Annotated in this window: 20 protein-coding genes; 17 read left to right on the top strand and 3 right to left on the bottom strand. The window is 61.6% G+C overall.

Going from position 1 to position 22,003, the window contains the following annotated elements; all coding sequences use genetic code 11:
• Positions 1-192: 192 nt before the first annotated feature.
• From gshA to tauD, 5 genes are all read left to right on the top strand, one after another.
• On the top strand, positions 193-1,776 hold the full coding sequence (gene gshA / locus AB3G88_RS01165; protein ID WP_480452857.1) for a glutamate--cysteine ligase: 1,584 nt from the start codon (positions 193-195) through the stop codon (positions 1,774-1,776).
• Positions 1,777-2,026: 250 nt separating this feature from the next.
• A complete protein-coding gene (gene tauA / locus AB3G88_RS01160) occupies positions 2,027-3,004 on the top strand; it encodes a taurine ABC transporter substrate-binding protein (RefSeq protein ID WP_480452854.1) in 978 nt (325 codons plus the stop codon).
• 18 nt (positions 3,005-3,022) lie between these two features.
• A complete protein-coding gene (tauB, locus tag AB3G88_RS01155) occupies positions 3,023-3,802 on the top strand; it encodes a taurine ABC transporter ATP-binding subunit (protein WP_480452852.1) in 780 nt (259 codons plus the stop codon).
• Positions 3,799-4,626, top strand: a complete 828-nt coding sequence (tauC, locus tag AB3G88_RS01150; protein ID WP_158876620.1) for a taurine ABC transporter permease TauC — start codon at positions 3,799-3,801, stop codon at positions 4,624-4,626. Before tauB ends, tauC begins: the two co-directional genes overlap by 4 nt.
• 14 nt (positions 4,627-4,640) lie before the next feature.
• Positions 4,641-5,477, top strand: coding sequence for a taurine dioxygenase (tauD, locus tag AB3G88_RS01145; protein ID WP_099584396.1), 837 nt, complete (start codon positions 4,641-4,643; stop codon positions 5,475-5,477).
• 65 nt (positions 5,478-5,542) lie between these two features.
• Here tauD and mgrA read toward each other — a convergent pair whose 3' ends face one another.
• The 3 genes from mgrA to epsC all read right to left on the bottom strand — a co-directional run bounded on the left by mgrA (position 5,543) and on the right by epsC (position 9,926).
• Positions 5,543-6,580 carry an L-glyceraldehyde 3-phosphate reductase gene (mgrA, locus tag AB3G88_RS01140; RefSeq protein ID WP_010214105.1) on the bottom strand — a complete coding sequence of 346 codons (1,038 nt, stop codon included), beginning with the start codon at positions 6,578-6,580 and terminating at the stop codon, positions 5,543-5,545.
• Positions 6,581-6,715: 135 nt separating this feature from the next.
• Entirely contained in the window at positions 6,716-8,677 is a 1,962-nt protein-coding gene (betT, locus tag AB3G88_RS01135; RefSeq protein ID WP_177411588.1) for a choline transporter BetT, read from the bottom strand.
• 322 nt (positions 8,678-8,999) lie between these two features.
• Positions 9,000-9,926, bottom strand: a complete 927-nt coding sequence (gene epsC, locus AB3G88_RS01130; RefSeq protein ID WP_099584393.1) for a serine O-acetyltransferase EpsC — start codon at positions 9,924-9,926, stop codon at positions 9,000-9,002.
• 166 nt (positions 9,927-10,092) lie between these two features.
• Between epsC and AB3G88_RS01125 the strand changes: the two genes are divergently transcribed.
• From AB3G88_RS01125 to AB3G88_RS01070, 12 genes are all read left to right on the top strand, one after another.
• Positions 10,093-11,088, top strand: a complete 996-nt coding sequence (locus AB3G88_RS01125; protein WP_158876604.1) for a D-cysteine desulfhydrase — start codon at positions 10,093-10,095, stop codon at positions 11,086-11,088.
• Positions 11,089-11,367: 279 nt separating this feature from the next.
• On the top strand, positions 11,368-12,162 hold the full coding sequence (gene tcyJ / locus AB3G88_RS01120; protein ID WP_099584391.1) for a cystine ABC transporter substrate-binding protein: 795 nt from the start codon (positions 11,368-11,370) through the stop codon (positions 12,160-12,162).
• Positions 12,162-12,827, top strand: a complete 666-nt coding sequence (tcyL, locus tag AB3G88_RS01115) for a cystine ABC transporter permease (RefSeq protein WP_099584390.1) — start codon at positions 12,162-12,164, stop codon at positions 12,825-12,827. Before tcyJ ends, tcyL begins: the two co-directional genes overlap by 1 nt.
• 3 nt (positions 12,828-12,830) lie before the next feature.
• Entirely contained in the window at positions 12,831-13,577 is a 747-nt protein-coding gene (gene tcyN / locus AB3G88_RS01110; protein ID WP_099584389.1) for an L-cystine ABC transporter ATP-binding protein TcyN, read from the top strand.
• Positions 13,578-13,894: 317 nt separating this feature from the next.
• Positions 13,895-14,671: a hypothetical protein gene (locus tag AB3G88_RS01105; RefSeq protein WP_480452848.1), complete on the top strand. Its 777-nt coding sequence runs from the start codon at positions 13,895-13,897 to the stop codon at positions 14,669-14,671.
• Between the two features lie 187 nt (positions 14,672-14,858).
• The gene (locus AB3G88_RS01100; RefSeq protein WP_191947055.1) at positions 14,859-16,100 is read left to right on the top strand and encodes an SfnB family sulfur acquisition oxidoreductase; all 1,242 of its coding nucleotides are present in this window, start codon (positions 14,859-14,861) and stop codon (positions 16,098-16,100) included.
• 26 nt (positions 16,101-16,126) lie between these two features.
• Positions 16,127-17,320, top strand: coding sequence for an SfnB family sulfur acquisition oxidoreductase (locus AB3G88_RS01095; protein WP_480452845.1), 1,194 nt, complete (start codon positions 16,127-16,129; stop codon positions 17,318-17,320).
• Entirely contained in the window at positions 17,320-18,672 is a 1,353-nt protein-coding gene (locus AB3G88_RS01090; RefSeq protein ID WP_480452843.1) for an LLM class flavin-dependent oxidoreductase, read from the top strand. The genes AB3G88_RS01095 and AB3G88_RS01090 overlap by 1 nt, the downstream gene beginning before the upstream one ends.
• Before the next feature lie 84 nt (positions 18,673-18,756).
• The gene (locus AB3G88_RS01085; protein WP_480452841.1) at positions 18,757-19,572 is read left to right on the top strand and encodes a MetQ/NlpA family ABC transporter substrate-binding protein; all 816 of its coding nucleotides are present in this window, start codon (positions 18,757-18,759) and stop codon (positions 19,570-19,572) included.
• Positions 19,569-20,684, top strand: a complete 1,116-nt coding sequence (locus AB3G88_RS01080) for a methionine ABC transporter ATP-binding protein (RefSeq protein WP_480452839.1) — start codon at positions 19,569-19,571, stop codon at positions 20,682-20,684. The genes AB3G88_RS01085 and AB3G88_RS01080 overlap by 4 nt, the downstream gene beginning before the upstream one ends.
• Positions 20,674-21,318 (top strand): methionine ABC transporter permease, encoded by a 645-nt coding sequence (locus tag AB3G88_RS01075; protein WP_056858169.1) that lies wholly within the window; start codon positions 20,674-20,676, stop codon positions 21,316-21,318. Before AB3G88_RS01080 ends, AB3G88_RS01075 begins: the two co-directional genes overlap by 11 nt.
• Before the next feature lie 39 nt (positions 21,319-21,357).
• Positions 21,358-21,984, top strand: coding sequence for a class I SAM-dependent methyltransferase (locus AB3G88_RS01070; RefSeq protein WP_480452836.1), 627 nt, complete (start codon positions 21,358-21,360; stop codon positions 21,982-21,984).
• Positions 21,985-22,003 lie beyond the last annotated feature (19 nt).

The raw sequence follows: 22,003 nt of genomic DNA, 5'->3' as shown, positions 1-22,003 counted from the left end.
ATTTCGGCGCTGCGATAACGGCGTCGGAATTTTCCCGCTGCGCTATGGCCCAATTCATGGAGTGAAGTAGGCTTTATTTACCGCGGGTCAAATCGACTCAAAACCAGGCGATCACGCCAGTTTTAACTTCACCCTTGTAGACCGTCCTGCCCACCCCCATATTGGGGCGACTGACGCGTGAAGGAATCCAACTTGAGCGAACTTCTCAACCGCCGCCTGGCTCTGCTCGGCAAGCGCGAACACCTCTCCCTGCTAGAGCAGTGCCTGCATGGCATCGAGCGTGAATGCCTACGTGTCACCGGTGAAGGTCGCCTGGCGCAAACGCCGCACCCGGAAGCCCTGGGCGCCGCGTTGACCAATGAATTGATCACCACCGACTACTCGGAATCGCTGCTGGAGTTCATCACCCCAGCCCTGCCCAACCCGGCCGACACCCTGAGCAGCCTGGACAAGATCCACCGATTTGCCTACACCAAGCTGGGCAGCGAATACCTGTGGAGCCCTTCGATGCCGTGCCCGTTGCCGGCCGAGGAAGATATTCCGATTGCCTACTACGGCACCTCCAATATCGGACAGCTCAAGTATGTGTACCGCAAGGGCCTGGCCCTGCGGTACGGCAAGACCATGCAGTGCATCGCCGGCATCCACTACAACTTTTCCCTGCCGGAACAGTTGTGGCCGTTGCTCAAGGAGACTGAAGGATTCGTCGGCACCGACCGCGACTACCAGTCCACGGCCTATATCGCGCTGATCCGCAATTTCCGCCGTTACAGCTGGCTGCTGATGTACCTGTTCGGTGCCTCGCCGGCCCTGGACGCAGGTTTCCTGCGCGGTCGCTCGCACCAATTGGAAGTGCTCGACGCCGACACCCTGTACCTGCCCTACGCCACCAGCCTGCGCATGAGCGACCTGGGTTACCAGAGCAACGCCCAAGCCGGGCTTACGCCGTGCTACAACGACTTGGCGAGCTACACCGACAGCCTGCGTGAAGCGGTGGCAACGCCCTACGCGCCATACGTCGAAATCGGCACGCACAAGGACGGTGAGTGGGTGCAGCTCAACACCAACATCCTGCAGATCGAAAACGAGTACTACTCCAACATCCGCCCCAAGCGCGTGACCTACACCGGCGAACGGCCGATCCAGGCGCTGGTGGCCCGTGGCATCCAGTACATCGAAGTGCGCTGCCTGGACATCAACCCGTTCCTGCCGATGGGCATCGATCTGCCGGAGTCGCGCTTCCTCGACGCATTCCTGCTGTACTGCGCGCTGAACGACAGCCCGTTGTTCGCCAACACTGCGTGCGGCAATGCCACCGCCAACTTCCTCAGCGTGGTCAAGGAAGGTCGCCGTCCAGGCCTGCAATTGCAGCGCGACGGCGCGCCGGTGGACATGAAGGAATGGGCCACTGAACTGTTGGAGAAGATTGCACCGCTGGCCGCCCTGCTCGATCAGAGCCACGATATCAGCGAGCACAGCCAGGCGCTGGACGCCCAATTGGCGAAAATCAACGACCCGTCGTTGACGCCGTCGGCCCAGGTACTGGCAGCGATGGCTGAGCGCAAAGAGACTTTTGCGCAGTTCTCCCTGCACCAGAGCCAGCTGCATGCCGAGTATTTCCGCCAGGAGCCACTGGCTGCCGAGGAACAGACGCGGTTTGAAGAACTGGCGCGTAAATCGCTGGCACAGCAGGCGGAGCTGGAGCAGAACGAAGTGGGCGATTTTGATGTGTTTGTCGGGGCGTACCAGGCGAGTATCCTGGCCATCAGCAACTGACTGAAGCCGAATCTGGCTCGACATGTGGAGGGGGCTTGCCCCCGATTGCAGTGGGTCAGCTACACATTAGCTGGCAGCTCCACCGCTATCGGGGGCAAGCCCCCTCCCACATTTGCCTTCACTTGACTGAAAACCCACTGCAGCTGTTCTCCACATAAGCTAATTCGAAAATGTTATTTATTTTCGGATTCTTAGATCATTTAGTCTCCTCACACGCCGACCCTCGGCCGCCTGATTGAGGAGCTTCCCCTTGAAACTGCTTACCCCTCTGCGCCTCTTGGCCGCATTGTCACTGGCCGGTGCCAGCCTGTTTGCCCAGGCGGCGGATGTGACCATCGCTTATCAGACCACCGTAGACCCGGCCAAAGTCGCCCAGGCCGACGGTGCGTATGAAAAAGCCACCAACGCCAAGATCGACTGGCGCAAATTCGACAACGGCGCCGATATCATTGCCGCCATCGCTTCCGGCGACGTGCAGATCGGCTACCTCGGTTCCAGCCCGCTGACCGCAGCGATCACACGCAAAGTTCCAGTGCAAACCTTCCTCGTCGCCACCCAGATCGGCGGCGCCGAAGCCTTGGTGGCGCGCAACGGTTCGGGGATCAACAGCCCCCAGGACCTGATCGGCAAGAAAATCGCCGTGCCTTTCGTCTCCACTGGCCACTACAGCCTGCTGGCCGCGCTGAAGCACTGGAACATCGACCCAGCCAAAGTGACCATCCTCAACCTCGCGCCACCGGCGATCATCGCCGCCTGGAAGCGCGGTGACATCGACGCCACCTACGTCTGGGACCCGGCGTTGGGCGTGGCCAAGGAAAACGGCAAAGTGCTGATCACCTCCGGCGAATTGGCCAAGTTCGGTGCGCCAACCTTCGATGCGTGGATCGTGCGTAAGGATTTTGCCGAGAAGCACCCGGAAATCGTCACGGCCTTCGCCAAAGTCACTCTGGATGCCTACTCCGCATACCGCAAAGACCCACAAGCCTGGCTCGCCGACAAAGGCAACGTCGACAAACTGGTGAAGCTTTCCGGCGCAAAAGCCAGCGATATTCCGCTGCTGCTGCAAGGCAACGTCTACCCGTTGGCCACGGACCAGGTGACCCTGCTCGGCGCACCGACCACCAAGGCCGTGACCGATACCGCTGCGTTCCTCAAGGAACAAGGCAAGGTCGACGCCGTGCTGCCGGACTACGCCCCTTACGTCAGCGCCAAGTTCATCACTAACTGATTCAAGGAGTTCATCGCGATGGCCTTGCTACAACTGGAGCGCATCAGCGCACAGTACCCAGGTGCCCCGGAACCGGTACTGGCGGATATTTCACTCGAACTGGGCCCCCAGCAATTGCTGGTGGCCCTCGGCCCGTCCGGCAGTGGCAAGACCTCGCTGTTGAACCTGATTGCCGGTTTTGTCGAGCCTTCTGCCGGGCGCATCACCCTTGATGGCGTGCCGGTCAAAGGCCCCAGCGCCGAGCGCGGCGTGGTGTTCCAGGACGATGCATTGCTGCCCTGGCAGGATGTGCTGGCCAATGTCGGCTTTGGCCTCGAACTGGCCGGGGTACCCAAGGCGCAACGCGAAGTACGTGCCCGGGAAATGCTCGCGCTGGTGGATCTGGCGGGTTTCGACGGCCGCCGTATCTGGCAGCTCTCCGGCGGCCAGAAGCAACGTGTCGGTCTGGCGCGTGCCTTGGCGGCAGACCCACGGGTGTTGTTGATGGACGAACCCTTCGGCGCCCTCGATGCCTTTACCCGCGAACAGATGCAGGAGTTATTGCTGCAAGTCTGGCGGCGCACGGCCAAGCCGGTGTTCCTGATCACCCATGACATCGAAGAAGCCGTGTTCCTCGCCACTGATCTGATCCTGCTGGCGCCCAACCCCGGCCAGATCGTCGAGCGCCTGCGCCTGGACTTCGGCCAACGCTACGCGGCCGGCGAATCGGCGCGGGCGATCAAGTCCGACCCGCGTTTTATCGAGACCCGCGAACACGTGCTGGGCAAAGTGTTCTCGCAACGGCAGGTGTCCGCATGAGCAGCTACGAACTCCCCGCCACCGCCATCAAGCCGGTGCTGATTCCGGTGCGCCGCAGTCTGAGTACACGCTGGATCAGCCTGCTGACGCTAATCGCGTTACTGGCCATTTGGTGGGCCGTGACCGCCACCGGCTTGATCGAACCACTGTTCCTGCCGCCGCCATCCGCCGTGTTGCAAAAGGGCTGGTTGCTGGCCACCACGGGCTACATGGACTCCACCTTGTGGCAGCACCTGGGCGCGAGCCTCAGCCGCATCGGCCTGGGCCTGGGCTTTGCGGTGCTGACCGCCGTGCCGGTGGGCATCGCCATCGGCTCCAACCGCATCGCCCGTGGGATTCTCGACCCGCTGATCGAGTTCTACCGGCCGATTCCGCCTTTGGCCTACCTGCCGCTGATCGTGATCTGGTGCGGCATCGGCGAGCTGTCCAAAGTGCTGCTGATTTACCTGGCGATCTTTGCACCGATTGCCATCGCCACCGCGACGGGGGTGCGCACCGTCGACCCGGCCAAGCTGCGCGCTGCGCAGTCGCTGGGCGCTACCCGCGCCCAACTGATCCGCCATGTGATCCTGCCCAGCGCCCTGCCCGATATCCTCACCGGCGTGCGCATCGGCCTGGGTGTGGGCTGGTCCACCTTGGTCGCTGCCGAGCTGATCGCGGCCACCAGCGGCCTGGGTTTTATGGTGCAGTCGGCGGCGCAGTTCCTGGTCACCGATGTGGTGGTGCTGGGGATTCTGGTCATCGCCCTGATCGCTTTCGCCATGGAAATGGGCCTGCGCGCCCTGCAGCGTAAATTAGTGCCTTGGCATGGCCAGGCACACTGAGTGATGAGAATTAAATGAGCCGCCTGACCGTTACGCCATTAAGCACCGCCTTGGGCGCCCAGATCAGTGGCGTCGATATCACCCTGCCTCTGAACCTCGAACAGCGCGACGCCATCGAACAGGCGCTGCTGACTCACTCGGTGCTGTTCTTCCGCGACCAGGCCATCACCCCGCAACAACAGGCGCGGTTCGCGGCGAATTTCGGCGACCTGCACATTCACCCGATCTACCCCAACGTGCCGGAACAGCCCGAAGTGCTGATCCTCGACACCGCCGTCACCGACGTGCGCGACAACGCCGTATGGCACACCGACGTGACCTTCCTGCCCACCCCGGCGCTCGGCGCGGTGCTCAGTGCCAAACTGTTGCCGGCGTTTGGCGGCGACACGTTGTGGGCCAGTGGGATTGCGGCGTATGAGGCGTTGTCCGAGCCGTTGAAGGTGCTGCTCAATGGGTTGACCGCGACTCACGACTTCACCAAATCCTTCCCGCTGGAACGCTTTGGCAACACTGCTGAAGACCTGTTGCGCTGGGAAGAAACCCGCAAAAAGAACCCGCCGTTGTCACACCCGGTGGTGCGTACGCATCCGGTGAGCGGGCGCAAATCGCTGTTTGTCAGCGATGGTTTCACGACCAAAATAAACGAACTGGAACCGGCCGAGAGTGAAGCGATTCTCAAGCTGCTGTTCGCCCACGCGACGCGCCCGGAATTCACCATTCGCTGGCGCTGGCAGGAGAATGACGTGGCGTTCTGGGACAACCGCGTGACCCAGCATTACGCGGTGGATGACTACCGGCCACAACGGCGGGTGATGCACCGGGCGACGATTCTGGGGGATGTGCCGTTTTAGCCACACTGCAAATCAGATGTGGGAGGGCTTGCCCCCTCCCACACTTTTGACCCAGTTGTGTCAGGTCATTCAGCCGTCGATGGCTTTTCCCACAAGTTAATCCCACCTTCCTGCGCAAACCGATCGATCTCCGCCAGTTCTTCCGCGCTGAAACTCAAGTTCTTCAGCGCACCAACGTTCTCGATAATCTGCTCCGGCCGGCTCGCGCCGATCAGCGCGCTGGTGACCCGTGGATCACGCAGCGTCCAGGCCAGTGCGAGTTGCGCCAGGCTCTGGCCACGACGCTGGGCGATTTCGTTCAACGCACGTACGTGGGCGATGTTGGCTTCGGACAAGTGCTTGGCCTGCAACGAACCACCGCCTGGACGATTGACCCGTGCATCCGCTGGCACGCCATTGAGGTATTTGTCGGTCAACAAACCCTGGGCCAGTGGCGTGAAAGCGATCACGCCGGCGCCGAGTTCTTCGGTGGTATCCAGCAGGTCTTTTTCTACCCAGCGGTTGAGCAGGTTGTAGGCCGGCTGGTGGATCAGCAGCGGTACTTTCCACTCCTTGAGCAGCGCCGCGATTTCGCGGGTTTTCACCCCGGAATACGACGAGATACCGATGTACAACGCCTTGCCTTGTTGCACGGCGGTGGCGAGGGCGCTGGCGGTTTCTTCCAGCGGGGTGTCGGCGTCAAAACGGTGGGAGTAGAAAATGTCCACGTAGTCGACGCCCAGGCGTTGCAGGCTCTGGTCAAGGCTGGCCAGCACGTATTTGCGCGAGCCGCCGCCCTGGCCGTAAGGGCCGGGCCACATGTCCCAACCGGCCTTGCTGGAGATGATCAATTCGTCGCGGTAATGCTTGAAGTCTTCGCGCAGCAAACGGCCGAAATTGATCTCGGCGCTGCCATAGGGCGGGCCGTAGTTGTTAGCCAGGTCGAAGTGGTTTATCCCCAGGTCAAACGCGGTGCGCAACAGGGCGCGCTGGGTGTCGATCGGGGTGCTGTCGCCAAAGTTGTGCCACAGCCCCAATGACAGTGCGGGCAGCACCAGTCCACTGCGGCCTACGCGGCGATACGGGATAGATTCATAGCGGTTTTCGGCAGCAATGTACGTCATCGAATCCTCTCTGGGCTTAGGGCAAATAAGGCCTGGGAATAAGGTTATTCCCAGGCCTTTTAACCAGCTGAATCGCTTAAGTCTGCCCTTTCGTTTTACAGCAAATGGCTGCCCGAATGGAACGACAAGATCACCTCAACGCACCAGGTGCAGGAACTGCAAATGCCGCTCGTACTGGTCGAGGATGTCGTTGATGATCTGCTCTTTGGTATAGCCCACCAGATCGTAGTCCTGGCTGCCCTCGCTCAAGTGAACTTCCGCCCGGTAATAGCGGCGGTTGTTGATCTCTTTGGAGCCCATGCCGCCACGGGCGAACGACGGCGTGAAGTAGCCGCGCATCTGCACCTGGTAGATGAAAGGATGTTCCTCGCCATGGCCGATCTCCAGGCTGACGCTGTCGTTGGACGGATCCGGCTGGGTCACCACCGAGAGGCCCTTCTCGACAAACACTGCCGTCACTTCTTCAATCGCCGGGCGCACCGTCGACTCAAGGAAGCGGTACACCTCATCCCTCGATGGGAAATGCACCGCCTGGCTCAAGCGCTGGCGCCAGCCGCCCTTGCCTTTGCGTGAAGCCGAGATCGGCGCCAACGAATGCAACTGTGCGATCTGCTTTTGCGACTCCAGATAGAACGCCTTGTGCAGCCCCCACATCATCAGCAGCAGGATCAGCGAGAACGGCAGTGAGGTCAGTACCACCGCTGATTTCAGCGAGTCGATACTGCCGGCGAACAGCAAGGCACTGGTGACCAGCGCCGTCATCGCGCCCCAGAACACCCGCAGCCATTTGGGCCCGTCTTCATCGGCATTGCCACCCTTGGACGACAGGGTCGACAAGACCACCGTGCCCGAATCGGCCGAGGTGACGAAGAATACGAAACTGATGAACACCGTGACCGCGATTACGGTTTTGCTCCACGGATAGGTTTCCAGCAGCAGGTAGAGGCTCATCGACGGGTCATCGATGGCCGACTGACCGAGCGCGGCCATGCCGTGGTTGAGCACTTGGTCGATGGCGCTGTTACCGAAAATCGACATCCATGCCAGGGTGAAGCCCAGCGGGATCAGCAGCACGCCGAACACGAATTCGCGAATGGTACGGCCACGGGAAATCCGTGCGATAAACAGGCCCACGAACGGCGACCATGCGATCCACCAGGCCCAGTAGAACACCGTCCAACCGCCCAGCCAGTCGCTCGGTTTGTCGTAGGCGTAGACGTCGAAACTCTTGGTCGGCAGCGCGCCGAGGTAATCGCCGATGTTCTGGATCAGGGTGTTGAGCAAATGCTGGGTCGGCCCGGCAAACAACACGAACAGCAGCAGCGCGCAGGCCAGCAGCATGTTGATGTCGGACATCACCCGCACGCCTTTATCGACGCCGGCTACTGCGACCAGAATCGCCGCGCCCATCATCAACGTGATCAGGCCAACCTGAATCCACTGGGTGTGGGCGATGCCGAACAGATAATCGAGGCCAGAGTTGAGGTGCAACACACCAAAGCCCATGTCGGCGCCAAGACCGAACACCGTAGCGATGATGCCGAAGCCATCCACCGCATAGCCGATGGGGCCGTTGATGCGCTTGCCGATCAGCGGGTACAGCGCCGAGCGCAACGCCAGCGGCAGGTTATGCCGGTAGGCGAAATACGCCAGCGCCATGCCGACAAACGCGAACACGCCCCAGCCGTGCAGGCCCCAGTGCAGAAACAGAATCTGCATGGCCTGACGCGCCGCATCGGCGTTCATCGGCGCGCCTTGTGGCGGCTGCACCAGGTGCGTCAGGGGTTCGGATACGCAGAAGAAAAACAGCGTGATGCTGATGCCGGCCGCGAACAGCATGCCGGCCCAGGACAGGTAACTGAATTCGGGCTCGTCGTGGTCGGCACCGAGTTTTATCTTGCCGTAGCCCGATAGCGCGGTGACCACCACGAAGACCAGATACAGGGTCATCGCCAGCATGTAGTACCAGCCGACCGTATTGGCCGCCCAGTTTTGCGCCGCCAGCAGCCAGGCACCGGCCTGTTGCGGGATAGCGATGACAGTGATGCCGAACAGCAGGATGAAGGTCGCGGCGAAATAGAAAACCGGCGCATTCATGCGCACTTGGCCGCTGGCAGGGGTGGACGATGCAATCATGAACGATGCACCCCGAGGTTGAAGGATGTGGCTGTAAATAACGGACTCAGCAAAGGTAAGCCTCCTGTTGTGAGCGGGCAGCGAACCACCGGGTTTAACTTGAACGAGCGTTCAAGTTAAACATGAATAGGCGGTCCGGGACTAATCGCAGGGCTGAGTGGTATGACGGGTGAGCAAAGGAAATCGTTCAGCGACTGCTGACTGAAACACGGCCTCCGTGTGGAATGCCGGCAAAATGTGGGAGGGGGCTTGCTCCCTCCCACAGGTGACCGGTGCAGGTTCTCTACTTTTGCGCCCCATCATCATGCTGCAGATTCGCCTGGGTGATGTTCGCCTCAGCCGGCACACTGCGCGTCAGCCACACATTGCCGCCAATGGTCGAACCCTTGCCAATGGTGATTCGCCCCAGGATCGTCGCCCCGGCGTAGATCACCACATCGTCCTCGACGATCGGATGACGCGGATGGCCCTTCTGCAACTGCCCGTCTTCATCCGCCGGGAAGCGCTTGGCGCCCAACGTCACGGCCTGGTAGATACGCACCCGCTCGCCGATGATCGCGGTTTCGCCAATCACCACACCCGTCCCATGGTCGATAAAGAAACTCGGGCCGATCTGTGCGCCGGGGTGAATGTCGATGCCGGTGGCCGAGTGAGCGATTTCCGCGCTGATCCGCGCCAGCAGCGGCAAACCGGCGCGGTACAGGTGGTGGGCCAGGCGATGGTGAATCACCGCCAAAATCCCCGGGTAGCACAGCAACACCTCATCCACACTGCGCGCGGCCGGGTCGCCGTGGTAGGCGGCGAGTACGTCGGTGTCCAGCAGGCTGCGCAGGGACGGCAAGGCCAGGGCGAAATCCTGGATCAGGCGGATGGCGTGGGCATCAATCTGGCTGTCGTCCTGGCCGCCCTGCCGCGCGGCATAACGCAGCTCCAGGCGTGCCTGGGCAAGCAACGCATTCAGCGCGACGTCGAGGGTATGGCCGACGTAGAAGTCTTCACTTTCTTCACGCAGATCCGCCGGCCCCAGGCGCATCGGGAACAGTGCGCCGCACAAAGCTTCGAGGATCTGCGCAACGGCTTCTCGGGACGGCAACTCGCGGCCGCCATGCTCGCCGCTCAAGCGACCATTGCGCGTTCGCCACGCGTCTCGGGCACCGCGCAACTGGCTGACGATGGTCTGTAATTGCCAATGGCTGGAACGCTCACTCACGGTATTCACTCCTGACGTAATGGCAATCACTTTACGGTATGCACCTCGGCCGGCCTTAAGAACCAATGGTGTGATGCTAAGAACCATCGGGCATAAGCGATTGACGGTTGCCCGATGAAAAGTGCCTGCCTATAGTCGCTTTATCCCTTAGCCACCGTGCGTAGCCATGATCAAGCAACAGCTCGACCGTTTTAACCGCCTGGACCTGCTCGGCGGCGCCACCGCCCTGGAAAAACTCGAACGGTTGTCGACCTGGTTGGGACGTGACATCTACGTCAAGCGCGACGACACCACGCCACTGGCCATGGGCGGCAATAAGCTGCGCAAACTCGAATACCTCGCGGCCGATGCCATCGCCCAGGGCGCCGACACGCTGGTGACGGCTGGCGCTATCCAGTCCAACCACGTACGCCAGACCGCCGCCCTCGCCGCCAAACTCGGCCTGGGCTGCGTCGCGCTGCTGGAAAACCCCACTGGCACCGACGACCCCAACTACCTCGGCAACGGCAACCGCCTGCTGCTGGAACTGTTCGACGCTAAAGTTGAGTTGGTGGAAAACCTCGATAACGTCGACGACCAACTCAACGCCCTCGCCGATCGCCTGCGCAGCAGCGGCAAGAAGCCGTACCTGGTGCCCATCGGCGGCTCCAATGCCCTCGGTGCGTTGGGATACGTGCGCGCGGGCCTGGAGCTGGCCGCGCAGATCGAAGACAGCGGCATCGAATTCGCCGCCGTGGTGTTGGCTTCCGGCAGTGCCGGTACCCACAGCGGCCTGGCCCTGGCGTTGAGCGAAGCGCTGCCGAATCTGCCGGTGGTGGGCATCACCGTGTCGCGCACCGACGAAGCCCAGCGCCCGAAAGTGCAGGGGCTGGCCGAGCGCACGGCCGAGTTGCTGGGTGTGGATATCCCCGAAGCGTTCAAGGTAATCCTGTGGGACGAATACTTCGGCCCGCGCTATGGCGAACCGAACGCCGGCACCTTGGCCGCGATCAAACTGTTGGCCAGCCAGGAAGGCCTGCTGTTGGACCCGGTCTATACGGGCAAGGCCATGGCCGGTCTGCTGGACGGCATCGGGCGTCAACGCTTTGAAGATGGGCCAATCATTTTCCTGCACACCGGTGGGGCGCCGGCGTTGTTTGCTTATGACTCGGTTTTCAACTGAATAAACGCGGGCTATAGGTGGGAGGGGGCTTGCCCCCGATTGCGGTCGATCAGTAACAAATATGCTGGCTGACCCGACGGCATCGGGGGCAAGCCCCCTCCCACACTGGATCCAACTTATATTCAAAAATGGAATATGAATTAAGATTTATATTATTTTCAAGTCTTAAAACCTGCCTTTATCATCGCGCCGAAGGCGAAGACGCGCTTCGCGCTTTAAGGCAGGATACGACTACTGCGTCATCTGCTTCGCTCACCATAAAAAACACAGGGGCTCTTCATGACTATTTCCGTATTCCGTCGCACCTTGCTGGTCGGCACTTTGGGTCTGGCGCTCGGCGCCGGGCTGCTGGGCCAAGCGGTTGCCGGCGAGCAACTGGGCAACATCAAAAAGGCCGGCGAGATAAAGATCGGCCTGGAAGGCACCTACCCACCGTTCAGCTTCGTCGATGAAAGCGGCAAGCTCAGCGGTTTCGAAGTCGAGCTGTCCGAAGCCCTGGCCAAGGAGCTGGGCGTCAAGGTCAAGCTGCAGGCCACGCCATGGGACGGCATCCTCGCTGCCCTGGAATCCAAGCGCCTGGACGCTGTGGTCAACCAGGTGACCATCTCTGAAGAGCGCAAGAAGAAGTACGATTTCTCCACGCCTTATACCGTCTCCGGTATCCAGGCGCTGGTGCTCAAGAAGAACGTCGACAGCATCAAGACCGCTGACGACCTGGCCGGCAAAAAAGTCGGTGTCGGCCTGGGCACCAACTACGAACAATGGCTCAAGGACAATCAACCCAAAGCCATCATCAAGACCTATAACGATGACCCAACCAAATTCCAGGACCTGAACGTCGGCCGTATCGACGCCATCCTGATCGACCGCCTGGCCGCCCTGGAATACGCCAAGAAAGCCCCGAAAACCGCCGCTGCCGGCGATGCCTTCTCCCGCCAGGAATCCGGTATCGCCCTGCGCAAAGGCGAGCCTGAATTGCTGGAAGCGGTGAACAAGGCCCTCGACAAGCTGCGCGCCGACGGCACCTTGAAGAAGCTGTCCGAGAAGTACTTCAACGCTGACGTCACTCAATAATGGAGGCAAGTCTCCAACTCGCGCTGGACTCCGCGCCCTTTCTGCTCAAGGGCGCGTATTACACGGTGATCCTCAGCCTCGGCGGCATGTTTTTCGGCTTGCTGCTGGGCTTCGGCCTGGCGTTGATGCGCCTGTCGCGCTTCAAGCTGCTGAGCTGGACTGCCCGGGTCTACGTGTCGTTCTTTCGCGGCACGCCCTTGCTGGTACAGCTGTTCTTGATCTACTACGGCTTGCCGCAAGTGGGTATCGAGCTGGATCCGATCCCGGCCGCCATGATCGGCTTTTCGCTGAACATGGCCGCCTACGCCTGTGAAATCCTGCGGGCCGCCATCGCGTCTATCGAGCGTGGCCAGTGGGAAGCCGCGGCCAGTATCGGCATGACCCGCGCGCAGACCCTGCGCCGGGCCATCCTGCCGCAAGCGATGCGCACTGCGTTGCCGCCGCTGGGCAACAGTTTTATTTCGCTGGTCAAGGACACGGCGCTGGCCGCCACCATCCAGGTGCCGGAGCTGTTTCGCCAGGCGCAACTGGTGTCGGCGCGTACCTTTGAAATTTTCACCATGTATCTGTCCGCCGCCCTGATCTACTGGGTACTGGCGAGCATCCTGGCGCATTTCCAAAACCGTCTGGAAGACCGGGTCAACCGGCATGACCTGGAGTCTTGAAGCATGATCGTGGTTGAAAAACTGACCAAACAATTCAACGGTCAGGTGGTGCTCAACGGTATCGACCTTGAGGTCAAGGAAGGCGAAGTCGTCGCCATCATCGGCCCCAGCGGTTCCGGCAAGACCACCTTCCTGCGCTGCCTGAATTTCCTTGAGGAACCCACCAGCGGCCGTATCAAGGTGGGCGACATCCAGATCGACGGCAGCAAACCGCTCAACCAGCAGCAAGGCCTGGTGCGGCGCCTGCGTCAACACGTGGGTTTTGTGTTCCAGAACTTCAACCTGTTCCCCCATCGCACAGCGCTGGAAAACGTCATCGAAGGGCCCTGCGTGGTCAAGAAGATGCCGCGCGAAGATGCTGTTGCCCTCGGGCGCAAGCTGCTGACCAGGGTTGGCTTGGCGGGCAAGGAAGACGCCTACCCACGGCGCCTGTCCGGTGGCCAGCAACAGCGCGTGGCGATTGCCCGTGCGTTGGCCATGGAGCCGGAAGTGATTCTGTTCGACGAGCCAACCTCGGCCCTCGACCCGGAGCTGGTGGGTGAAGTGCTGGCGACCATCCGCAGCCTGGCTGAAGAGAATCGCACCATGGTCATCGTCACCCACGAAATGAGCTTTGCCCGAGACGTGGCCAACCGTGTGATCTTTTTCGACAAGGGCGTGATCGTGGAGCAAGGCGAAGCCAAGGCGTTGTTTGCCAACCCCAGGGAAGAACGCACCCGACAGTTCCTGAGCAAGTTTTTGGCTCACTGACGCGCGCCTGAATATGGAGAGGCAGATCGCTTCCTCTCCATCATTTGTATTCCTACAGGAAGTCCGCGCGCACACCGGTAAAACACCCCCGCTACCGCCCCTTAAAACCCCCCGCCCAGTCAGACCCATCTGAATATCCCCAAACCCGCCGTTTAGCCTTTTGCCGCCATTGACGCTCCCTGGCCAACCCTCTTATCTAAGGCCCAGAGGATTGGATCCTATCCCGGCTACTCACTGAATCGTTCCTTTCAGCCCCCCTGCGCACCCGCGCCAAAGGGCTGGAACGATTGCTGCTGGCTGCATCAAGGAGATTACTTATGACGCGCATCGCAACCCCGGCACGGCTCATCGCCCCGACGCTGCCCCAGGCCCTTCGACACGGCATCAATGCCTTGGCAGCCACACAGCTGCTGGTGGATATCGCGCCCTACCCCGGCATGGATGAAGGCGACCTGATCGAACTGTTCTGGAACAACTGCTTTGCGGCCTCACGGCGGGTGACCGCGTGCAAGGTCGGCATGCCCACTCGCCTGCGGGTTCCGGAAAGTTTTGTGCAGGAGGGTGTCGCCCAGGTTCATTACCAGGTCATGCAGATCGGCCGCGCCCCGGCACGCTCGGCCATGGCGCACCTGCGCGTGAAAACTACGCCTCCGGGAGGCCTGCCCTGCGCACTCTACAGCGATGAAAACCAGAACCTGGCCCCGGTCGGCCTGCCAGAAACCATTCGCCGCTATGGCGTCAACGCCAGCCAGGTCCGGCGGGGGATCCCGCTGACCATCGAGCCTTATCTGAACATGACCACAGGCGACGCCATCACCCTGCGCTGGGGCGACGTGCGCCTGGACCTGCCGAAGATCCAGCCCAAGGCCGTCGGCCACGCGGTACAGGTGTGGGTGCCGTCGACGTTGATTGTCGAGGCCGGTGACGACAGCCGCCTGGAAGTGACCTACTGCATTCTGGACCGTGTCGGCAATAATTCGCGCTGGGCGCCAGCCCGCACGTTACGCATTGCCGCCCGCGCGCCAACCCGCCCGGCCGGCGCCGCGCCGGTCTATCAACCCCGCCCGCTCGGCTCACCCTGCGAACCTGGGTGACTGCCCTTCTATGCATATTCCCAAAAGTTAGTTTATTTAAATATTTAACACGCTTAGGGTATATGCACCGGACCACCGGACCTCTTTGATTTTTCTGTTTTCATTTCATTGAATGCGAGGTCGGTATGGTCAGAATTACCCCGGTGCGCAACGCCAGGGCATTACGTGCAGCCAAGGAGCGGCGCTGATGTCTAACTTGGCTCTAACACCCCCCCAACGCGATCTGGACGTGGCCCCGCTGCTGTTGCCGGCCGCCGTGCTGCGCAACGACGCCCAAGCGCTGAACGCCGCCCACGAGCTGGCCCAGGCCGCGCGCCTGCAAGCCGCCACGCGCGACCAGCAACGCAAGCTGCCATGGGCGCAGCTCGAACAGTTCACCCGCAGCGGGCTGGGCAGTATTTCCATTCCCCGCGAGTACGGCGGCCCGCAAGTGTCCTTCGTGACCCTGGCCGACGTGTTCGCGATCATCAGCGCGGCAGACCCGGCCCTGGGACAGATCCCGCAAAACCATTTCGGCATCCTGCACCTGTTGCAGGGCGCTGCCACCGAGCGCCAGAAAAAGCAGCTGTTCCAGAGCGTGCTCGACGGCTGGCGCATCGGTAACGGCGGCCCGGAGCGGGGCACCAGGAACACCCTGGAACTCAAGGCACGCATCACCGCCAAGGGCGACGGTTACGTGATCAGCGGCCAGAAGTTTTACTCCACCGGTGCGTTGTTTGCCCACTGGGTAGCGATCAAGGCGCTGAATGACGACGGCAAGCAAGTCATGGCATTCGTGCGCCGGGGCACCGAAGGGCTGCGCATCGTCGATGATTGGTCCGGCTTCGGCCAACGCACTACCGCCAGCGGCACCGTGCTGCTGGACCAGGTGCCGGTCGACGCCGAGCTGGTGGTCGACAACTGGCGCATCGGCGACAGCCCGAACATCCAGGGCGCCGTGTCGCAATTGATCCAGGCGGCCATCGACGCCGGCATCGCCCGTGGCGCCCTTGATGACACCATCGCTTTCGTTCGCGAACGCTCGCGCCCCTGGATCGACGCCAAGGTCGAACGCGCCAGCGATGACCTGTATGTGATCGCCGACATCGGCAGGCTGAAGATCGAACTGCACGCCGCCGAAGCGCTGCTGCGCAAGGCCGGCCAGGTGCTGGACCAGGTCAGCGCCGCGCCGATCACCGCGCAGTCCGCCGCACGCGCCTCAATCGCCGTGGCCGAGGCCAAAGTGTTGACCACCGAAGTGTCGCTGCTGGTCAGCGAAAAGCTCTTCGAACTGGCCGGCAGCCGCGCCACCCTCGCCGAGTTCAACCTCGACCGGCATTGGCGCAACGCGCGCGTGCACACGCTGCACGACCCGGTGCGCTGGAAGTATCACGCCATCGGCGCCTATCGCCTGAACGGCACGTTACCCGCTCGTCACTCCTGGATTTAACCGACCAGACCTCTGGAGAAATACGCATGACCCTTTCTCATCATGTCGCGGTGATCACCAGCGATGAACAAGCCCTTATTGTCGCCAGCGACCTGGCCGAAGACTTTCGCCGTGACAGCATCCTGCGCGACCGTGAACGCCGCCTGCCCTTGCCCGAACTGGACGTGTTCTCGCGCTCCGGCCTGTGGGGCATCAGCGTGCCCAAGGCGTACGGCGGCGCCGGTGTATCCAACGTCACCCTGGCCAAGGTCATCGCGCTGATCGCCCAGGCCGACGCCTCCCTGGGCCAGATCCCGCAGAACCACTTCTACGCCCTGGAAGTGCTGCGTGTGAACGGCAGCCCGGCGCAGCAACAACGCCTGTACGCCGAAGTCCTTGCCGGCCAGCGCTTCGGCAACGCACTGGCCGAACTGGGCACCAAGACCGCTCACGACCGCGTCACAAGCATCACCCGCGACGGCGACGGTTTTCGCATCACTGGCCGTAAGTTCTACTCAACCGGTGCGATTTACGCGCAACGCATCCCGACGTCGGTGGTGGATGAGCACGGCGTGCAGCAACTGGCGTTTGTACCCCGCGACAGCGAAGGCCTGAGTGTGATCGACGACTGGAGCGGCTTTGGCCAGCGCACCACCGGCAGCGGCTCGGTGGTGTTCGACAACGTGTGGGTCGCCGCCCAGGACGTAATCCCGTTCCAGAGCGCCTTCGAACGCCCGACAACGGTCGGCCCGCTGGCGCAGATCCTTCACGCCGCCATCGACACCGGCATCGCCCGCGCCGCCTTTGAGGATGCGCTGCACTTTGTGCGCACCAAGACCCGCCCGTGGATCGATTCCGGCAACGACAAAGCGACTGAAGACCCGTTGACGCTCAAGAGCTTCGGCCACTTGAGCGTCCGCCTCCATGCCGCCGAAGCACTGCTGGAACGCTCGGGCGAATACCTCGACCGCGCCCAGGCCGACACCACTGCCGATACCGTCGCCGCCGCCTCGATTACGGTGGCCGAAGTGCGCGTCTTGAGCACCGAAATTTCCCTCGCCGCCGGCAGCACACTGTTCGAACTCGCCGGCAGCCAGGCGACCCTGGCCGAACACGGCCTCGACCGCCACTGGCGCAACGCACGGGTGCACACCCTGCACGACCCGGTGCGCTGGAAGTATCACGCGGTGGGCAATTACTACCTCAACGATGAAAACCCGCCACTGCGGGGGACCATTTGATGGCAAAGAAAAAAATCCTGCTCAATGCCTTCAACATGAACTGCATCGGGCACATCAACCACGGTCTGTGGACCCATCCACGGGATACGTCCACCCAGTACAAGACCATCGAGTACTGGACTGAGTTGGCGCAAACCCTGGAGCGTGGGCTGTTCGACGGTTTGTTTATCGCCGATATCGTCGGCGTGTACGACGTCTACCAACACTCCATCGACGTACCGCTCAAGGAGTCGATCCAACTGCCGGTCAACGACCCGTTGCTGCTGGTCTCGGCGATGGCGGCCGTCACCAGAAACCTGGGCTTCGGCCTCACCGCCAACCTGACGTATGAGCCGCCGTATCTGTTTGCCCGACGCATGTCCACGCTTGATCACCTGAGCCGTGGCCGGGTGGGCTGGAACATTGTCACCGGCTACCTCGACAGCGCCGCCAAGGCCATGGGTCTTACCGAGCAGGTCGAGCACGACCGCCGCTACGACCAGGCCGATGAGTACCTAGAGGTGCTGTACAAACTTTGGGAAGGCAGCTGGGAAGACGACGCAGTGATCAACGACCCGGCGCAACGGATCTACGCGCAGCCGGGCAAGGTGCACAAGGTCGAACACCACGGCGAGTTCTATCAGGTTGAGGGTTATCACCTGTGCGAACCGTCGCCACAGCGCACGCCGGTGTTGTTCCAGGCTGGCAGTTCGGACCGTGGCTTGCTGTTCGCCGGTCGCCATGCCGAGTGCGTGTTTATCAGCGGGCAGAACAAAGCGTCGACCAAAGCCCAGGTCGACAAGGTGCGCGCCAGCGCGGTCGGGGCCGGACGCAATCCGGATGACATCAAGGTGTTCATGGGCCTCAACGTGATCGTTGGCGCTACCGAAGAGCAGGCCTGGGCCAAGCACGCCGAATACCTGGGCTACGCCAGCGCAGAGGCCGGCGTGGCGCACTTCTCGGCGTCCACCGCGATTGATTTTGCCGAGTACGAACTGGACGAACCGATCCAGTACGTGAAGAGCAATGCCATCCAGTCAGCCACCAAAAACCTGCAGAACAACGACTGGACCCGGCGCAAATTGCTGGAGCAGCACGCCTTGGGCGGGCGCTACATCACCTTGGTGGGTTCGCCGGAGCAGGTGGCGGATGAGCTGGAATCCTGGATCAGCGAAACCGGGTTGGATGGGTTCAACCTGACGCGGATTGTGACGCCGGAGAGCTATGTGGACTTTATCGATCTGGTGGTGCCGGAGTTGCAGCGAAGGGGCTCGTACAAGACCGCTTATGAGACCGGAACGCTGCGAGAAAAAGTCTTCCACGCCAGTGCTCGCCTACCCGAACAACACACCGGTTCCACATACCGCCACTGAACAAAAAAATGTGAGAGAGGGCAAGCCGCCTCCCACATTGGATCTGCACTGTTTGCACTAATAACTTATGACTGGAAATAAACCATGAAAAAAATACTGCTCTCCCACCCAGTCAAAGCACTGGCCCTGGCCCTCGGGTTGTTCAGCTCGGCGGTGTTCGCCGCCGATGCGCCGCTCAAAGTCGGCACCACCGCCGCCTTCGCGATTCCCCTGGAAGCCGCCGTCGCCGAAGCCGGCAAGCAGGGCCTCAAGGTCGAGCTGGTGGAATTCACCGACTGGATCGCGCCCAACGTCAGCCTGGCCGCCGGCGATATCGACGTGAACTACTTCCAGCACATCCCCTTCCTGGAAAACGCCAAGGCCGCCGCCGGGTTTGACCTGGTGCCGTACGCGCCGGGCATCATCAACAACGTCGGGCTGTATTCGAAGAAGTACAAAAGCTTCAACGAACTGCCCGAAGGCGCCAGCGTGGCCATCGCCAATGACCCGATCAACAGCGGTCGCGGCCTGCAACTGCTGGCCAAGGCCGGGCTGATCACGCTCAAGCCGGGCGTAGGCTACAAGGCCACCGAAGAAGACATCGTCGCCAATCCAAAGAAAATCAAAATCCTGCAAGTCGAGGCCGTGCAACTGGTGCGCGCCTATGACGACGCCGACCTGGTGCAGGGCTATCCGGCCTATATCCGCCTGTCCAAGACCTTCGATGCTGAATCGGCGCTGCTGTTTGACGGCCTCGACCACCCGGAATACGTGATCCAGTTCGTGATCCAACCGAAGAGCAAAACCGACCCGCGCGTGATCAAGTTCGTCGACATCTACCAGCACTCGCCGGTGGTGCGCGCGGCCCTGGATAAATCCCTGGGCAAGCTCTACCAAGTGGGCTGGGAAGCTAAAAAATGACCGCCGCCAACACCCAACTGCGCGACCTGGGCACACCGCTCAGGGACGCCGAGCAGACTGAACTGCATCCGGACCTGAACCGCGCCCACGTGCGTTTTATCAACCTGGGCAAGACCTACGACGGCACGGTGCATGCCTTGCAAGGCATCGACCTGGCGATCCAGCGCGGTGAAGTGTTCGGCATCATCGGCCGCAGCGGCGCCGGTAAATCCTCGTTGATCCGCACCATCAACCGCCTGGAACAACCGAGCAGCGGGCGCGTACTGATCGATCAGGTGGACATCGGCGACTTCGACGAAGACCGCCTGGTGGCGCTGCGTCGGCGTATCGGCATGATCTTCCAGCACTTCAACCTGATGTCGGCCAAGACCGTGTGGCAGAACGTCGAGCTGCCGCTCAAAGTCGCCGGCGTGCCCAAGCCCCAGCGTGAGCAGAAGGTGCGCGAACTGCTGGAGCTGGTGGGCTTGCAGGACAAGCACAAGGCCTACCCGGCGCAGCTGTCCGGCGGGCAGAAACAGCGCGTGGGCATCGCCCGTTCACTGGTGCACGACCCACAGATTTTGCTGTGCGACGAAGCCACCTCGGCGCTGGACCCGGAGACCACGCAATCGATCCTCGGCCTGCTGCGCGAAATCAACCAGCGCCTGGGCCTGACCATCGTATTGATCACCCACGAAATGGCGGTGATCCGCGACATCTGCGACCGCGTGGTGGTGCTGGAACACGGGTGTATCGTCGAGCAAGGCCCGGTGTGGGAAGTGTTTGGCAACCCTCGGCATGAGGTCAGCAAAACCCTGCTGGCGCCGTTGCAACACGGGCTGCCGGAAGAACTGCAAAGCCGTTTGCAGAGCACGCCTTCGCCCACGGACGCCGCCGTGGTGCTGCGCTTGCAGTTCACCGGCAGTGCCAGCGATGAACCGGACCTGGCGGCGCTGTTCAGCGCCCTCGGCGGGCGCGTGCGCTTGTTGCAAGGCGGCGTGGAACGCATCCAGGGCCATGCCTTGGGGCAATTGCTGCTGGCGGTGAATGGCGCCCCCCACAGCGCCGAAGAACTGCGCAACCGCGCCGCGAATTGGGCACAACAGGCGGAGGTGCTGGGCTATGTGGTTTGATCGTTTATTGCAGGGCGCCATCGACACCTTGTTGATGGTCGGCGTGTCGTCGCTGATCGCGTTGCTGGTGGGGATTCCACTGGCGGTGTTTCTGGTGACCAGCGACAAGGGCGGCATCTACCAGGCGCCGGCGCTGAACCGCGTGCTCGGGGCCTTCGTCAATCTGTTCCGCTCGATTCCGTTTTTGATTCTGATGGTGGCCTTGATCCCGTTCACCCGGCTGATCGTCGGTACCACCTACGGCGTATGGGCCGCCGTTGTGCCGCTGACCATCGCTGCCACGCCGTTCTTTGCGCGGATCGCCGAGGTGAGCCTGCGCGAGGTCGACCACGGTCTGATCGAAGCCGCACAAGCCATGGGCTGCCGTCGCTGGCACATCATCTGGCACGTGCTGTTGCCGGAAGCGCTGCCGGGGATTGTCGGCGGCTTTACAATTACGCTGGTGACCATGATCAACTCGTCCGCCATGGCCGGCGCGATTGGTGCAGGCGGCTTGGGCGACATTGCCTACCGCTACGGCTATCAGCGTTTTGACACGCAGATCATGCTCACCGTGATTGTGCTGCTGGTGGTGCTGGTGGCGGTGATTCAACTGGGCGGCGATCGCCTGGCGCGGGTGCTGAACAAGAGGTGAGGTATAGTCGGGCCATCTCAGCGCCCGGTATTCCCCGTCATGACCCTCAAGCCCGACGACCTCAACCAGATCACGTCCACCACCCTCGGCCACTACAACAAAGTGGCCGAGGATTTCCGTGAAGGCACCCGCGACCACGATGTCAGCCAGAACATCGACGCGCTGCTGCGGCATATCCAAGGCACGGCGCCGTTCACCGTGCTGGATTTCGGCTGCGGGCCGGGGCGGGATTTGCAGACCTTTACCCGCATGGGCCACATCGCCGTCGGGCTGGACGGCTCGGAGCGGTTTGCGCAGATGGCGCGTGAAGACAGCGGCTGCGAGGTGTTGCAGCAAGACTTCCTTAACCTCGACCTGCCCGCCGAGCGCTTCGACGGGATCTTTGCCAATGCGGTGCTGTTTCATATCCCCAAGCAGGAACTGCCGCGTGTGCTCAAGCAGTTGCATGGCGCATTGAAGCCTGGGGGCGTGCTGTTCAGCTCCAATCCACGGGGTGAGAACCAGGAAGGCTGGAATGGGCCGCGATATGGGTCGTATCACGACTTGGCGGCGTGGCAAGAGTTGCTGACGACGGCGGGGTTTGTGGAGTTGGAGCACTACTATCGGCCCGCCGGATTACCGCGCGAACAGCAGCCTTGGCTGGCCAGCGTATGGCAAAAACCGTAGAAGCAACACATTTCCAAAT

It is taken from the genome of Pseudomonas arvensis (genome assembly GCF_056688935.1).
The sequence above is the reverse complement of the archived record's forward strand: the minus strand, read 5'-3'. Positions and strand labels throughout refer to the sequence as shown.